The 14,655-nt window shown below is 67.0% G+C and carries 15 protein-coding genes and 1 pseudogene; 13 read left to right on the top strand and 3 right to left on the bottom strand.

The annotated features are described in order from the left end of the window. The first annotated feature begins 27 nt into the window (after nt 1-27). The 4 genes from AB7O82_RS10735 (at nt 28) to AB7O82_RS10720 (ending at nt 3,637) form a co-directional block, all read left to right on the top strand. Entirely contained in the window at nt 28-963 is a 936-nt protein-coding gene (locus AB7O82_RS10735) for a 2-hydroxyacid dehydrogenase (protein WP_428541468.1), read from the top strand. 3 nt (nt 964-966) lie between these two features. Further along, on the top strand, nt 967-1,491 hold the full coding sequence (locus AB7O82_RS10730; protein WP_428541471.1) for a DinB family protein: 525 nt from the start codon (nt 967-969) through the stop codon (nt 1,489-1,491). A gap of 118 nt (nt 1,492-1,609) precedes the next feature. After that, the gene (locus AB7O82_RS10725) at nt 1,610-2,569 is read left to right on the top strand and encodes an aldo/keto reductase (RefSeq protein ID WP_428541474.1); all 960 of its coding nucleotides are present in this window, start codon (nt 1,610-1,612) and stop codon (nt 2,567-2,569) included. A gap of 108 nt (nt 2,570-2,677) precedes the next feature. After that, nucleotides 2,678-3,637: a hydroxymethylglutaryl-CoA lyase gene (locus tag AB7O82_RS10720; protein WP_428541477.1), complete on the top strand. Its 960-nt coding sequence runs from the start codon at nt 2,678-2,680 to the stop codon at nt 3,635-3,637. Between the two features lie 172 nt (nt 3,638-3,809). Here the strand turns inward: AB7O82_RS10720 and AB7O82_RS10715 are convergent, their stop codons facing one another. Then, a complete protein-coding gene (locus AB7O82_RS10715) occupies nt 3,810-4,211 on the bottom strand; it encodes a hypothetical protein (RefSeq protein ID WP_428541480.1) in 402 nt (133 codons plus the stop codon). Nucleotides 4,212-4,754: 543 nt separating this feature from the next. Here AB7O82_RS10715 and AB7O82_RS10710 point away from each other — a divergent pair. The 7 genes from AB7O82_RS10710 to AB7O82_RS10680 all read left to right on the top strand — a co-directional run bounded on the left by AB7O82_RS10710 (nt 4,755) and on the right by AB7O82_RS10680 (nt 10,953). Beyond that, on the top strand, nt 4,755-5,516 hold the full coding sequence (locus AB7O82_RS10710; protein WP_428546698.1) for an SDR family oxidoreductase: 762 nt from the start codon (nt 4,755-4,757) through the stop codon (nt 5,514-5,516). A gap of 101 nt (nt 5,517-5,617) precedes the next feature. Further along, nucleotides 5,618-6,055 carry a hypothetical protein gene (locus tag AB7O82_RS10705; protein WP_428546695.1) on the top strand — a complete coding sequence of 146 codons (438 nt, stop codon included), beginning with the start codon at nt 5,618-5,620 and terminating at the stop codon, nt 6,053-6,055. 44 nt (nt 6,056-6,099) lie between these two features. Next, nucleotides 6,100-6,561 (top strand): carboxymuconolactone decarboxylase family protein, encoded by a 462-nt coding sequence (locus tag AB7O82_RS10700; protein ID WP_428546692.1) that lies wholly within the window; start codon nt 6,100-6,102, stop codon nt 6,559-6,561. Between the two features lie 70 nt (nt 6,562-6,631). After that, nucleotides 6,632-7,231: a glutathione S-transferase N-terminal domain-containing protein gene (locus AB7O82_RS10695; protein WP_428546689.1), complete on the top strand. Its 600-nt coding sequence runs from the start codon at nt 6,632-6,634 to the stop codon at nt 7,229-7,231. A 297-nt stretch (nt 7,232-7,528) separates the two neighbouring features. Continuing rightward, on the top strand, nt 7,529-9,439 hold the full coding sequence (locus AB7O82_RS10690; RefSeq protein WP_428546686.1) for an FUSC family protein: 1,911 nt from the start codon (nt 7,529-7,531) through the stop codon (nt 9,437-9,439). Then, on the top strand, nt 9,436-9,639 hold the full coding sequence (locus AB7O82_RS10685; RefSeq protein ID WP_428546683.1) for a DUF1656 domain-containing protein: 204 nt from the start codon (nt 9,436-9,438) through the stop codon (nt 9,637-9,639). Before AB7O82_RS10690 ends, AB7O82_RS10685 begins: the two co-directional genes overlap by 4 nt. 21 nt (nt 9,640-9,660) lie before the next feature. Next, nucleotides 9,661-10,953 carry a biotin/lipoyl-binding protein gene (locus AB7O82_RS10680; RefSeq protein ID WP_428546680.1) on the top strand — a complete coding sequence of 431 codons (1,293 nt, stop codon included), beginning with the start codon at nt 9,661-9,663 and terminating at the stop codon, nt 10,951-10,953. Between the two features lie 13 nt (nt 10,954-10,966). On the opposite strand, the gene AB7O82_RS10675 is transcribed toward AB7O82_RS10680, so the two are convergent. Next, on the bottom strand, nt 10,967-11,440 hold the full coding sequence (locus AB7O82_RS10675) for a PAS domain S-box protein (RefSeq protein ID WP_428546677.1): 474 nt from the start codon (nt 11,438-11,440) through the stop codon (nt 10,967-10,969). 411 nt (nt 11,441-11,851) lie between these two features. Then, on the bottom strand, nt 11,852-12,892 hold the full coding sequence (locus AB7O82_RS10670; RefSeq protein ID WP_428546674.1) for an LLM class flavin-dependent oxidoreductase: 1,041 nt from the start codon (nt 12,890-12,892) through the stop codon (nt 11,852-11,854). 222 nt (nt 12,893-13,114) lie between these two features. On the opposite strand from AB7O82_RS10670, the gene AB7O82_RS10665 reads away from it, so the two are divergent. Both AB7O82_RS10665 and AB7O82_RS10660 read left to right on the top strand, forming a co-directional pair. Beyond that, nucleotides 13,115-13,651 carry a 2Fe-2S iron-sulfur cluster-binding protein gene (locus AB7O82_RS10665; RefSeq protein ID WP_428546671.1) on the top strand — a complete coding sequence of 179 codons (537 nt, stop codon included), beginning with the start codon at nt 13,115-13,117 and terminating at the stop codon, nt 13,649-13,651. Then, nucleotides 13,648-14,632 (top strand): annotated as a pseudogene (locus AB7O82_RS10660) (FAD binding domain-containing protein). Before AB7O82_RS10665 ends, AB7O82_RS10660 begins: the two are co-directional and overlap by 4 nt. Nucleotides 14,633-14,655 lie beyond the last annotated feature (23 nt).

Below are 14,655 nucleotides of genomic sequence, written 5' to 3'. Positions count from 1 at the left end.
GCCTTTCGGCGTCGCCCCGGAGGTTGCATGGCGCTGCTCATCGTCAATCTGGACAAGGTCATCGGCAACGCCCAGGCATGGCGTAACACGTTCGGAGAGCAGATCCCCGATCTGCCGGTTCGCTTCTGGCCCGATGCCGGCGAGGTGAAGGACATCGAATACCTTGCGTTCATGCACCCGGATTTCGGCCTGCTTCCCGCCTTCCCCAACCTGAAGGCCATGTTCAGCCGTTCGGCTGGTGTAGAGAGCTTCATCAATCACCCGAAACTGCCCAAGGTGCCGCTCGGCAAGGTGGAACCGCCGGGCGGTGATCCGATGATGACGGAGTACGTCGTCATGCATGTCTTGCGTTTCCATCGCGACATGCCTGCCTACCAGGCCGCACAAGCCAGGCGGGAATGGCGCCGAGTACCGATCATGCGACCAGAGCAACGGCGTGTCGGCTTCCTGGGCTTCGGGATGATGGCCAAGGCGCCGGCCCTGGTCTTGCAGTCGCTGGGCTTCAAGGTCTCGGCATGGGTTCGCTCACCGAGGCAGACGGCGGAGGTTCCTCTGTTCCATGGTCGCGATCAGCTCGAGCCGTTTCTCAATCAAACCGACATTGCCGTCTGCCTGTTGCCTTTGACAGCGGAAACCGAGGGCATCTTCTGCGCGCGCACGTTCGCCATGATGCCGAGAGGCGCCATGCTGGTAAATGTCGGGCGCGGCAAGCACGTGGTGGACAATGACCTGATTGCCGCGCTCGATTCGGGTCAGCTGTCCTATGCGGCCCTGGACGCTCTGTGGCCCGAGCCGCTGCCGCCGGAGAGCCCGCTTTGGCTGCATCCGAAGGTTACGATCATGCCGCACGTCGCGCGGCGGCCGACCGTTGCCCAGCTGGCGACCGAGATCGTCGCCAACATCAAGAATCTCCAGGCGGGAGGAAGTCTCCTGCAGGAAATAGACCTCGCGCGGGAGTACTGACCGATGACGAACTCTCTCCGCAACACCCGCCAGTTCGCGCGCTATCGTCAATGGGCCGATCAGCTCACCTTCGATGCGGTCGCAGCCCTGCCGCCAGGCGAGGCTGCAAAGGTGCGGCCGACGCTGTTCAAGACAATGATCGGCACGCTCAATCACAACTACCTCATCGACCTGGTCTGGCAGGCGCATCTCGAAGGCCGCGACCATGGCTTTCAGGCGCGCAACACCGTGCTGCACGAGGACCTGGCCGAGCTCTGGAAGGCGCAGCAGGACATCAACCGGTGGTACATCGACTGGAGCGACCGGCAGTCCGAGCAATCGCTCGACGAGACCGTGCAGTTCCAGTTCATCGGTGGTGAACCGGGGGCGATGACCCGCGGCGACATCCTGCTGCACGTGGTCAACCACGCGACCTACCATCGCGGCTGGATCGCCGAAATGTTCTTCCAGGTGCCGGCGCGCAATCCGACGACCGATTTGCCGGTCTATCTCCGGAGCCTGGGATCCGCCACGGCCCCGGCGAGCTGACGGTTACCGGCGCAAACGACCGGCCCATTGCCCTCATTTGCGTGGGCGCACCGGATGTGATCGCCTGCGCGTCCGTGCGGCCCCGCCGCATCCGGCATGCAGGACGTGAAGGGAGCGAATGATGGAGTACAGGCCACTGGGAAACACCGGCCTCGAGGTCAGCGTCGCCGGGCTGGGTTGCGGCGGCAACAGCCGCCTGGGTCTCGGCCGCGGCGCCAGCTTCGACGAGTGCGTCGCGGTCGTGCGCACGGCCGTCGATCTCGGCGTCAACTTCCTGGACACCGGCGAAGCCTACGGCACCGAGGAGATCGTCGGCGCCGCCGCCCGGTCCTACGACCGGGACAAGCTGGTGATCTCGACCAAGGCCATCTTCAGGCCGGGCAGCGACACGGCCGAAACGGTGACCCGTCGAGTCGAAGGCGCACTGAAACGGCTGGGCCTCGACTATCTCGACGTCTTCCATTTCCACGCCGTCAATCCGATGGCCTATGACTTTCATCGCGATTCCCTGGCCCCTGCGCTTGTGAAGCTCAAGGAGCAGGGCAAGGTGCGCCATGTCGGCATCACCGAGACGAGCCCTAACGATCCGGAGCAGAAGATGCTGAGCCGGGCGACCCGGGAAGCGCCCTGGGAGGTCGTCATGCTGGCCTACAGCCTCATGAACCAGGGCGCCCGCCACAGGGTCTTTCCAGCCACGCAGCAGCGCGGCATCGGCACCCTGCTGATGTTCGTCGTGCGCAACCTGTTCAGCAATGCCGCCTATCGGCGGGACACTTTCGCGGACCTGGTCGAGCAGGGTCATCTCGACCGTTCGATTCTCGCCGACGGCGATCCCTTGGGCTTCCTCCTTGCCGAAGGCGGCGCGGAAAGCATCACGGATGCCGCGTACCGCTATGCCCGCCACGAGAAGGGCGCCGATGTCATTCTTTTCGGCACCGGCAACAGGGATCACGTCGCCGACAACGTCGCCTCGATCCTCCGCCCGCCCCTGGCGCCACCGATCATCGAGCGGCTTCACGCCTCATTCGGGCACCTGACCGGTGTCGGCCTCGATCGGCCAGGCCCGGTGAAGAAATGAGGGTGACCCGACTCGCGCTCAGCCAGGCGCAAGAGGCCGGCCCCGCAACATCGCAGATCATGCCCGGGTCTCGCGGGCAAACGTCGAGCTGAAGAGAGGGAGCAGAAAATGTCCGATATGCCGTCATCGATCGTCATTCACGAGGAAGGCCCGCGCGAGGGGTTCCAAATCGAGCCGGGTCCGATCAGCTCGGCCGACAAGATCCGCCTGATCGAAGCCCTGGCCGAGACCGGCCTGCGGACGATCCAGATCTGCTCGTTCGTCAGCCCGCGGGTCGTGCCCAGCTGGGCGGATGCCGAGGAGGTGGTGACGAAGGTCCGGCCCAAGGCCGGCGTCACATATTCGAGCCTGTGGTTCAACGACAAGGGGCTGGAGCGTGCGCTGGCCTTCCGCGACAAGCTGGCGCTGTCCGGCGCCATCGCCCTGTGCGCCTCCGAAGCCTTTACACGCAAGAACCTGCATCGCAGCCACGCCGAGAACCTCGAGGCCATGCATAGGCAGACCCGGCTGCACGTCGCCAAGGGCGTTCCGGTCAAGTCGGTCGGTGTGATGGCGGCTTTCGGCTGCAACTTCCAGGGCGACATTGCACCGGCCGAGGTCGTGCGCACTGTGCGCGAAGGGCTGGCGATCGGCGCGGAATGCGGCGTCGATGTCGCCCGCATCTCGCTTGCCGACACCATGGGCTGGGCGACGCCGCCGCGCATCGAGCGGGTCATCGGCGCGGTGCGCAGTGCCTGGCCGGACAAGGAGGTCAGCCTGCATCTGCACGACACGCGCGGCATGGCAGTGGCTAATGCCATGGCCGGGTTGCGCATGGGCGTGCGCCGCTACGACTCGACGGTCGGCGGCCTGGGCGGCTGCCCCTTCGCCGGCCAGAAGGGTGCCGCCGGCAACATCTGCACCGAGGAGCTCGTGATGCTGTGCGAGGAGATGGGCGTGGAGACGGGCGTCGACCTAGAGCGCCTGATCGAGGTCGGGCGCATGGCCGAGGAAATCGTCGGCCATCCGCTGCCGAGCGAGCTGCTGCACGGCGGTGCGCTCAACGCGTTCCGGCGGGCGGTGCACTGACCGGGAGCCGCTGATAGTGCACGTCATGCGCCGGGACCGCGCCACTCCAGTGGCGCTCTTCTTGTGGATCACACATCCCATGAGCGCCACTGGAGTGGCGCGGTCCCAGCGCATGACGCGCTTCACCGGCAAAGTTGGGTTAGCGCCTATGAGCCGCTGACCGAGGCAACGTCTAGACTCGCCCGCACGCGAGCTCTTCGCGACAGGCCTTGCTGAAGGCGAACAGCCGCACGTCCTTGTTTGGCGCGAAGTAGGTGGCGCCGATCTGTCTCATGACCTTCTCCGCCTCCTCCAGGGTTCGCGGCTGGCCGAACAGACGGATCGCGCTCACGATGGCGTAGAGGTGAACAAGCTTGGCCGGATCCTCGAGCTCGTGCTCGAAGGCATCGACGAAAAGCCGGGACGCTTCGCGGATGAACTCGCCGTAGAGCTCCTCCCGGTGGGGGCGGCCCTGCATGCGTCTTGCCGTGCGGGCCTGCGACGACTGCGTGGCCCAGGTGGTGACGAATGACGCCAGCCCGCCGGTCGCCGAGCCGGCCAGCGCGGAGAGAGCTGGAATGATCGATGCATCCATGTCGTGCCTGCCGCTCGCTCAGGATGGAAGCCGATGCGCTTGTGGGTGTCGTCTCAGATGCGATTGCGGGCAAGACCACCGGCTGCGCGCCGGTCCCTTCGAGTAGGCGAAGGCAGCAGGCAACCTATACCGAGGTATTGGTGGCACCCATGCTCTTTTGGACCGCGGGCGTCCCGCCCGCTCATGATTCCTGAGCGGGCGGGACGCCTGTGGCTCAGAAGAGCATGAGCGCCGCTGTCGGCGGAGGTTACTCTGCCTGAAATAGCGGTTCCCTGGCTGGCGGAGCAGGGACGTCGCGTGTCCTCAACCTCGCGAGGGTGATGGCCCATGACGACCATCTCACCCCCCGCCGCGCGTGCGCGGTCACCCGACCGAGGCCCGCCCGCAGCGCACCAGCGCTGCAAAACCTATCCCGAGTGACAGGTCCGACCAACCTATGGCGAGCACCCTTGCGCCGCCGGGACAATGTCGGCGCCGCGGCGACGCGTGCATTGATTGCCTCACGTCGCGCCTGTGAAGCCGCGACCAGCCAGAGGTGATCCCATGAAGATTGTCGTCATCGGCGGAACCGGCCTGATCGGTTCGAAGGTCGTCGAGAAGTTGAAGAGCAAGGGCCACGACGCGATCGCGGCGGCGCCGAACACCGGCGTCAACACGATCACCGGTGAAGGCCTGCCCGAGGCCCTGCACGGTGCGCAGATCGTGGTCGACGTCTCCAACTCGCCATCGTTCGAAGACAAGGCCGCGATGGATTTTTTCCAGACCTCGAGCAAGAACCTGGCGGCGGCGGAGACGGCGGCGGGCGTCAAGCATCACGTCGCCCTGTCGGTCGTCGGCACCGATCGCCTGCAGACCAGCGGCTACTTCCGCGCCAAGCAGGCCCAGGAAGACAAGATCAGGAGGTCGCCGATCCCCTACACGCTCCTGCACGCGACCCAGTTCTTCGAGTTTCTCCGCGGCATCGCCCAATCAGGCACCGAGGGCAACACGGTGCGCCTGTCGCATTCGCTGTTCCAGCCCATGGCGGCGGAGGATGTCGCGACCGCGGTCGCCCACGCGGCGCTGGCGCCGCCGGTGAACCGCACGGTGGAGATCGCCGGACCCGAGACGTTCCACCTCGACGAGCTCGTCGGCAAGGTCCTCGCCCACGACAAGGATCCGCGCAAGGTCGTGGCCGATCCAGACGCGCTCTACTACGGCACCAGGCTGACCGACAAGTCGCTGGTGCCCGACGCGGGCGCGCAGCTTGGCACCACGACGTTCGATTGGTGGCTGACCCACGTTCCGCCGCCGCCGAAGCGATAGGGCAATCAGAAGCATTCGCCGGCAGCACGCGACTGCAGTGCGGCCTTGAGACTCCGCAAGCGATGCGCTCCCGGCGAAGCCCCCGGATGGAGGATCGAACCATGATGAAGACTCTCTGCCTCGGCACCGCGGTGGTGCTCGGCACGGCATCGGAGGCAAACGGCCTCTTCATGCTTGCGTTGCCCGAGAGCTGGTACTTCGCGGTGCCGGGCGTGACGACAACGGGACCGTTCAACCAGCACTTTATTCGCGATATCGGCCTGATCTTTCTGTTCCTCGGGACGGCGTTCCTGATCGGGGTGGCGTTGCCCCGCTACCGCACCGTCCTGTGGGCCGCCTCCACGCTCTGGCTGTGGGGACACGCGCTGTTCCATTTCTGGGAGGTCGCGGTCGGCATCTGCGGACCCTCCGCGCTGGCGCGGGATTTTCCCGCCGTCACCCTCCCTGCGATTATCGGCGCGCTCCTGACCCTGTGGGCCATCGCCCAGGACCGCACCGCTGAAGATGCCCGGCCGCGAGCGTTGGCCATCACGCCCTGACAATCAACCGCTATCACGAAGTCAACCTCGCAAGGAGACGTCCGATGACCGCCCGCATGAACATCTTCAAAACTGCCCCGGAGGGCACCAAGGGCCTGATGGCCGTCGAAGCCGCGATCGAGAAGAGCGGCCTCGAGCATGGCCTGATCGCGCTCGTGAAATTGCGTGCGTCGCAGATAAACGGCTGCCCCTACTGCATCTACATGCATGTCGGGGAGGCGCTGAAGCACGGCGAGAGCGACATGCGCCTCCATCTGCTCGATGCCTGGCGCGACTCACCAGCCTTCACGGACCGCGAGCGCGCTGCGCTCACCTGGACGGAGGTCCTGACCCGGGTGTCGCCGGCCGGTGCGCCGGCCGCCGACTACGAGTCGCTTAAGCCACACTTCAACGAGACCGAGATCGCCTACCTCACCTTGGCGATCGCCGCGATCAACGCCTGGAACCGGGTGCAGATCGGGTTGCGCGCCGTCCACCCGATGCCGGCCGCCAAGGCAGCCGCCTGATCGAGCGGTGCGAAGGGCTGCCCGCCAAGCGGGCGCCCTTTCCAGCAAACCCACTTCGAGGAAGCGGACCATGAAACTCTACCATCATCCCGGGGCGTGCAGCCTCTCCAGCCAGATCGCCCTTCGCGAGGCCGGCCGGCCGTTCGAGACCGAGGATGTCGATCTGGAATCGAAGTGCACGGCAGGCGGCGACGATTTCACGGCGATCAACCCCAAGGGCTATGTCCCGGCGCTGCAGCTCGATAGCGGCGAGTTGCTCACCGAGACGCTGGCGGTGCTCGACTACATCGCAACCCGGTATCCGGCCCTGGCGCCGGGAGGTCCGCTTGGCCGGACTCGGTTGCTCGAGACCCTCGCCTACATCTCCACGGAAATACACAAGAGCTTCGGGCCGCTCGCCACCGGCGGCATGTGGCCCGACAAGGCGAACGCCGCCTATGCCATCACATACCGCATGCAGTTCCTCGCCGACACGATGCAGGGCGACTATCTCTTCGGCGACCGCCCCAGCGTCGCGGATTTCTACCTCTACGTTATGTTGCTGTGGGCCGAGCGGTTTGGCGTCGACGTTCCCGCCAAGTTGGTGGCCCTGCGTCGTCGCCTCGAGGTCCGACCGGCCGTGCAGGCGGCACTGGAGGCGGACGGCCGGCGAATGCCCGAGTACTCGTGAACTTGGTGTGTCGAGGCATCGTCGACGGCTGATCGTCACCGTCGGGTCGCCTGGCCTCGAGGTCATGCTCTTCTGGATCGCGGGCGTCCCGCCCGCTCATCCATCTTGCGATTGTGAGCGGGCGGGGCGCCCGCGGTCCAGAAGACGAAACTCTCCGTCGCCGTAAGAGCACCCCATACGAAGGTTTACTCCCGGCCATACGAGCGCACGAATTGTTGCCTCGGCGCGCCCTCGTATCCTCGCTGCACCTGCAGAGACTTCGCAGGTCATCGGAACCAGGGACGGAGTGGCGGAATCATGAGTGTCCGTGCGGCGCCGACGCCATTTACCTTCGCGGGCTTTTCCTTCGCTTCCTGGACCTTCGCGCTGCGAATCTGGATTGCCATCCTGGTCGCCCTCTATGCAGGCTTCTGGCTCCAGCTCGATGCAGCGTCGTCGGCCGCGGTCACCGTCGCCATCCTCGCCGTCCCGACGCGCGGACAGGCCATTGAGAAGGCTGGCTTCCGATTGATCGGCACGATCGTCGGTGTCGCGGCCTCGATCGTCATCGTGGGCACGTTCTCGCAGACCAGGGACCTGCTGCTCGCGGCCTTCGCCGTGTGGATCGGCCTCTGCATCTATGCGGCGGAGCTGTGGGACGGCAACCGCGCCTACGCCGCGGTGCTCTCCGGCTACACGGTCGGCTTGGTCGCCATGCAGCAGATCGACACGCCGCTTCAGGTCTTCAACGCCGGCGTGCAGCGCGGCGCCGCCATCGCCGTCGGCATCGGCGCGATTGTTCTCGTCAATGACCTGCTGGTCGCTCCCGACCGCCATCCCGGCCTGGCAGCCCAGCTCGCCGACCTTCACCGCCGCGTGCGCGCCTACGCCAAGGCCGTCCTGCGGCGCGAGATCGGAGACCCTATGGCAACCGCCGGGCTGATGCGCGAGATCGCGCTCTTGCGATCCGACATGTCGAGCGTGGCCACCGAGTCGAGCAGCGGTACGGTGCGCAGCGTCGCCGCCCGCGGCGCGCTGGTGACACTTCTGGCCGAGCTTCACGCCGCGCGCGTCCTTCATGTGCTGCCCGCCTCACTCGACCCTGCCGCGCGCGATCGCTTGATCACCGGGCTCGACGCGGACCACAGCGAACGCGAGCCCGCAACGCCCGATGCGGCCAGCGCGGCGCCGATCGATATGATGGCGGCGTCGGTCGCCTGGGCCTCGCAGGAGCTGCGGCGCCGCGACCAGGAAGTATGCGAAGATCTCGCCGCCCTTCGCGCCGGGAAGCCGCCGCGACGCGTATGGCGGGCGCCGTTCCACCACTGCCATCGTGTGGCCGCCCAAGCCGGCGTGCGAGCCGCGTGCTGGCTTGCTTTGTCGTCGGTCTTTTTCGTCCTTGCGGGTTGGCCGGCGTCGGAGCTCTCCCTCGCGCTGGTCCCGGTCATCATCGGGCTCGGCGCGACGTCGCCCGATCCGCGGGCCTTCACCATCATGGCGCTGATCGCCACGCCGCTGGCCGTGGTCCTGGCCGGCGTGCTCGAATTCCTGGTCCTCGACGGCGTCGACCAGTTCCAGCTGCTGGCCCTGGCGCTCGCCCCTGTCGCGATCGGCGCCACGCTCCTGATGACGAGGCCCAACCCGAAGCTGGCCTCGCTCGGTCGGCTCAGCCTGGTCTTCACCTTGGCGATCCTCGCCCCGAGCAATCCGCAGTCCTTCGATCCGCAGGCCTTTCTGTTCGCGTCGCTATTCGTCTGCCTGTCGGTCGGGCTGCTGTTCGCCGCGCAGCTTCTCGTCCCGCCGATTTCCGACGAGCACCGCCGGCAGATGCTGGTGGCCGGAGCGCGCCGTGAGCTCGCTGGCCTGCGCCGCGATGTCGGACGCTACGCGCCGGAAGAGGCGATGTTCCGCGATGCTGTGCGGGTGAGCCAGATCGCCGGTGCCGGCAGCCCCGATCCGCAGCAGCGCACCGACCTTGAGCAGGCGCTCGGGCTGTTCGACCAGGCCGCCCAGATCCGCCTTGGCATCGCCAGCCTGGCCCGACTGGCGGACGGTCCGGCAGCCGGCGTAGCGGAGCAGGCACGCAATGCCCTGCTCGCCCGCGACATCCCGGCGATCCAGCGCGCCGCCGACGCCTTGCGCGTTGCGTCGATCGACGACGCACGGGCGGGCGAAGCAGCCGGCGCGCTCCACGTCGCAAGCCTCGTCCTGCAGGAAAAAGCACCATGAGCCATCCGTTTTCCGAGTTGGTGCTCGACGGCGTCCTGGTGGCGCCCTTCGTCACCTACACCGTGCTGGCGCTGGTCGTGGTCCTGGTTCTCCGGCCGATTCTGCACGCCATCGGCTTCGCAAAGCTGTTCAGCCATCCGTCGATCGCCGAGTTCAGTCTCTACGTGACGATTCTCGGCCTGATCACGGTGCTCTTCTAGGGGACTTCCATGGATTGCTTGATGCCGCAGATGCAGGCTGTCACGACGCAGGAGCCATCGGGCGCCAGTGCCGCCGCCGTCGGCACGCCCCCGACCGATCGCCTGCCCGGTCCGCAACCTGTCGCCGAACCGGCGCCCGCCCCTCGGCCGGCGGCCAGGGCACCGCGGCGCCGGCTCCTGCGGCTCGCCAAGCGCGCCGTTGCCGCGGTTGGCCGCACCGTCAGGCGATCGTCGCTGCCGTGGGCCAAGCGGCTGGCGACGCTCGCCATCATGCTGGTCGCCGCCGTTATGGCGTTGGTGACGTGGGACTACTACGTCACCGCGCCGTGGACCCGCGATGGCCGCGTGCGCGTACAGGTCGCCAGCGTGGCGCCTCAGGTATCTGGCCGCATCACCGAGGTTCGCATCGCCGACAATCAGTACGTTCACAAGGGTGACGTGCTGTACGTGATCGATCCCTTCGATTTCGAGGTTGCCGTGCGGTCGAGCCAGGCGCTGGTCGAGCAACGCGCCGCCGACCTCCAGGTCAAGCAGGTTCAATCCGAGCGACGGCAGCACCTGTCGAGCATCGCCACCAGCACCGAGGAACAGCAGGTCTTTGCCGGAACCGCGGTGCAGGCCGACGCCGCCTTCAAGGCGGCCCAGCAACAGCTTGCCCAGGCCCACGTGAACCTGCAGCGCACCGAGGTCCGCAGCCCGGTGAATGGCTATGTCACCAACCTGCTGCTGCGCGTCGGCGACTTCGCGCACGAGGGCGTCGCCAATGTCTCGGTCACCGACAGCGACAGCTACTGGGTCGACGGCTATTTCGAAGAGACCAAGATGGCGCGGATCTGCATCGGCGATCGCGTCGAGGCCAAGCTGATGGGTTACGCGCAGCCGATCACCGGCCATGTCGCGACGGTTACCCGAGGCATCGGCGTATCGAACGCCGCGCCCGGCGTGCAGGGCCTGCCTACCGTCGATCCGATCTACACCTGGGTGCGGCTGGCGCAGCGGGTTCCCGTGCGCATCGCCATCGACAACGTGCCTCCAGGCATTCCCCTCGTCGCCGGCCTGACGGCGACGGTGACCATCCGGGACGCCGGCACGGACGCTTCGAACGGATCGGAAGGCCTGGTTGCCGCACTTGCTGCCCGGCTCTCCAGCATCCTCGACGGCCCGCCGGCCCGCGTCGGCTGCATCCCCGCGATCTCTCCCGTGCACGCGCCGATCCAGTCCCTGCCCGTGGAGCAGGACGCACCGGGCCTGTCGCCGGGTCAGATCAATCCGGGCCTCACCCCCAGCATGACCATCTCACCGCGAAACCGCTAAGGGGCGAAATCGGTCAGGACGGTCCGGTCGCACGAGGTGGCGCAAGCCGGGCAACGGCGACCGAGCCGATGGCCTTGCCGTCACCCTCCTTCACGAGCGCGAAGCTCATCTCGATATAGAGCCGGTTGCCGTCCTTGTGCTGGGCTCGGGTGAGGGTCGGGCGGCCGGACAGCTTCAGAGTGCCACTCGCCATGGCGGCGTCGAAGCCGCGCCAATGCGGCTCGCGCAAGCGCTCGGGCACGATGATGTCGATGCTGTTGCCCAGCGCCTCGGCAGCCTCGTAACCGAACAGCGCGACGGCGGCGCGGTTCCATAGCCGGATCTTGCCCTCGCGATCAGCATAGATCATGGCATCCGCCATCTGGTCGAGTATTGCCTCGGCCAATGCCGACGTACCCAGCGTGCTCATCTCGTGTCTCCTGTGGCGCTGTGCGAGCTTGAGATTGGCGATGTAGCCATTCCCGGTGCCGGCCTTGGGGTCGATCACGCAGTTGATCAGAGACGGCCAGCCGGAGGCAATGGCCTCGGCCAGTAATAGCGCACGATGTGCGCGACCAAGAGACCTCCTCCCGATAGCCTGTGACTGTCTTGATCGTCGTTCTTTGGTAGCAGATCAGTTCGCTCCGCGAACTTTTCTGTCGTCCTGAGCGGCAGCAAAGGACCTCATCGCCGCTTCGAAGCGCACTTTGAAAGTGCCGGCGATGAGATCCTTCGCTGCGGATGACAAGAGAGGTGCGACTTCGTTCGATCAAGTCACACGCTTCGAGCGTCACGGCGTGGCGAGAGGGCACTTGGCCTCGGCGAGCGAGCACGCCAATCAACGAGGCGTGTGTGCCAGCGGGAACGAACAGGCCGACAGACTGGTCGGAAACGGGCGTACGCTTCCGCTTTCTTCCTTTCAGACCGCCGCCTGCCGCAACGCCGGTATCACGTCGGCGCCGTAGACCGCGTACCACTCCTTCAATCGTTGCGGCGGACGGGAGCGGTCGAAGGTGGCGGCAAAATGGCCTGCTCCGGCCGCGCGGCACTGCCCGATGATCTGCCCGGCGATTGCCGCCGCCGTCCCGGCGATGAACTCGTCATCGCCGACGGAGAAGGCATGCGCCGTGGGCGTATCGAGGATCGCCGGCCGGTCCGGCGAATCCAGCCGTGGATCGGCCTCGAGAAACTTGCGTGTGTTGCGCCGCTGCGCTTCGACGACGGCGGCAACTTCGCGGTCGTCCTCCAGCATCGTCACCTGCCGGCGAATGCACAGATCGTCCGGTCCGACCTTGCGACCGATCTTCGCCGCCTCGTCGCGGAAGGCATCGAAGATCTCGACGACCTTGGCCAGGGGATGAAAGCCGGTGCAAAGCTTGACGCCGCGATGCGCGGCCTTGCGGGCCGACGACGTGCTCACCACCGTAACCCAGACGGGCGGCGTCGGCTGCTGCAGCGGTCGCGGCGTCAGGCGCAGGTTCTCGAACTGCCAGAATTTGCCGTGGTGCGTGATGACCGGGCTCCGCAGCGCCGCATCGAGGATTTCGAGCGCCTCGTCGTTTCGGGCACGCGCCTCGTCATGGCCCAGGCCGACCTTGGCCATCTCGTTGGGAATGCCGGCTGCCGTTCCGATCTCGAGCCGGCCCCCGGTGAGATGGTCGAGCATGCCGATCTCTTCGACCAGCTGCCAGGGCGCGTGATAGGGCGGCACCATGCCGAGGGTCCCGAGGCGGAGACTCCGGGTCCGTGACGCGACGCTGGCGATCAGGAGGTTCGGCGCGGGAGAATAGGCCGAGCCGAAATGGTGCTCGCTGAAGAAGATGCCCTCGAAGCCGGCCGGCTCGGCGCTGGCCCACAGGTCGAGGTAGGCATCGAAGTAGCGCTTCGATACCTGCGGGTCGAAATGCTCATGAAGCTCGCGCGGGGCGGCGAAGAACTCGAAGATCCACGGCTTGATCATGCCTGACGGCCCTTCTGGCACCAAGCAACACGAACAGCATGACCGCGGGCCGATCACTCCGATTGCGCCAAGCGTGCCGATTGCCATGCTGCACGACAATCTCGTGCCTGTGCAACAGCACGTGCTGGTAGGCTGCCGCGAACCCGAAAGTTTTCGGCACGTCCCCGCACGTCGGGAACATTCCCGCCGGCACGGCGTTCGCCCGCGACAGGAGCGATTCCCATGGAGTTCCGGATCAACGGGCGCGCGATCGCCGTCGATGTCGACCTGCGCACCTCCCTTCTCGACCTGTTGCGCGACCACCTTGGCCTCACCGGGGCCAAGAAGGGCTGCAACCAAGGCGCCTGCGGCGCCTGCACGGTCCTGGTCGACGGCGAACGCATCAACAGCTGCCTGGCGCTCGCGGTCCAGTACCAGGGGCGCGACATCACGACGGTGGAGGGCCTGGCCGATGGCGACCGCCTCCACCCGCTGCAGAGGGCCTTCATCACGCATGACGGGTTCCAATGCGGCTACTGCACGCCAGGGCAGCTGTGCTCGGCGATTGCCATGGTCGCCGAGCTGGCGCGCGGAGTGCCCAGCCATGTGACCCCCGACGTGGCGGCGCAGAGGATCACGCTCGACCGCGACGAGGTGCGCGAGCGCATGAGCGGCAACCTCTGCCGCTGCGGCGCCTACAACGGCATCGTCGCGGCGATTGCCGAGACCTTCGGAAAGGATTGGCTCACCGAACACTCCGGGCAGGACAAGGCCGCATGATCCCCTTCACCTACAGTCGCGCGGCGGACACCGCCGGCGCAATCCAACACGCCGCACGGGCCGGCGCGCGCTACCTGGGTGGCGGCACGAATCTCGTCGACCTGATGCGCGAGGGCGTCGAGCGGCCGTCGTCGCTGGTCGACGTGACCGCACTCGACCACGGCATCACCGACAGCGGCGATGGCGGTCTGAGGATCGGGGCCGCGACCACCAACACCGCACTGGCCGCGGACCGTCTGGTGCGCGAGCGCTACCCCGTGCTGGCGCGCGCCGTCCTGGCGGGCGCGTCGGCGCAGATCCGCAATATGGCGACGGTTGGCGGCAACCTGCTGCAGCGCACGCGCTGCCTCTACTTCTACGACACGGCCGCGCACTGCAACAAGCGCGAGCCCGGCGCGGGCTGCGATGCCCTCGACGGGTTCAACCGCATGCACGCGATCCTGGGCGCTTCGCCAGCCTGCGTGGCGACGCACCCGTCCGACCTGTGCGTGGCGCTGGCGGCCCTCGACGCGACCGTGCACCTCGCCGGCACGGATGGGCGTCGCACGCTGCCGTTCGCGAGGCTGCATCGCCTGCCGGGCGAAACTCCGGCGCAGGACACCGAGCTGCGGGCGAGCGAGCTGATCACCGCGATCGTGCTGCCGCCGCTGCCCCTGGCGCGACGCTCGACACCGCAAGGTACGCGACCGCGCGAGCTACGCCTTTGCCCTGGTCTCGGTAGCCGCCGCGCTCGACGTCGACGCAGACGGCGCCATCCGTGACGTGCGCTTGGCGCTGGGTGGCGTGGCGCACAAGCCGTGGCGCGCCCATGCGGCGGAATCGGAACTGCGCGGCGCGCAAGCCGGCGAGCGCGCTTTCCGGCGGGCAGCGGAAGCCGAGCTCTCGGCGGCCCGGCCGCTGCGCGACAACGCGTTCAAGGTCGAACTTGCCAAGCGGACGATGGTCGCCGTCCTCGGCCAGCTCGCTGGAGGCCCGGCATGAGCATGACCGGGATCCTGCGCACG

Origin of the sequence: Reyranella sp., from assembly GCF_050185545.1 — a bacterium.
In the GTDB taxonomy this organism is placed as follows: Bacteria; Pseudomonadota; Alphaproteobacteria; order Reyranellales; family Reyranellaceae; genus Reyranella.
This window is presented reverse-complemented; position numbering and strand designations above follow the sequence as displayed.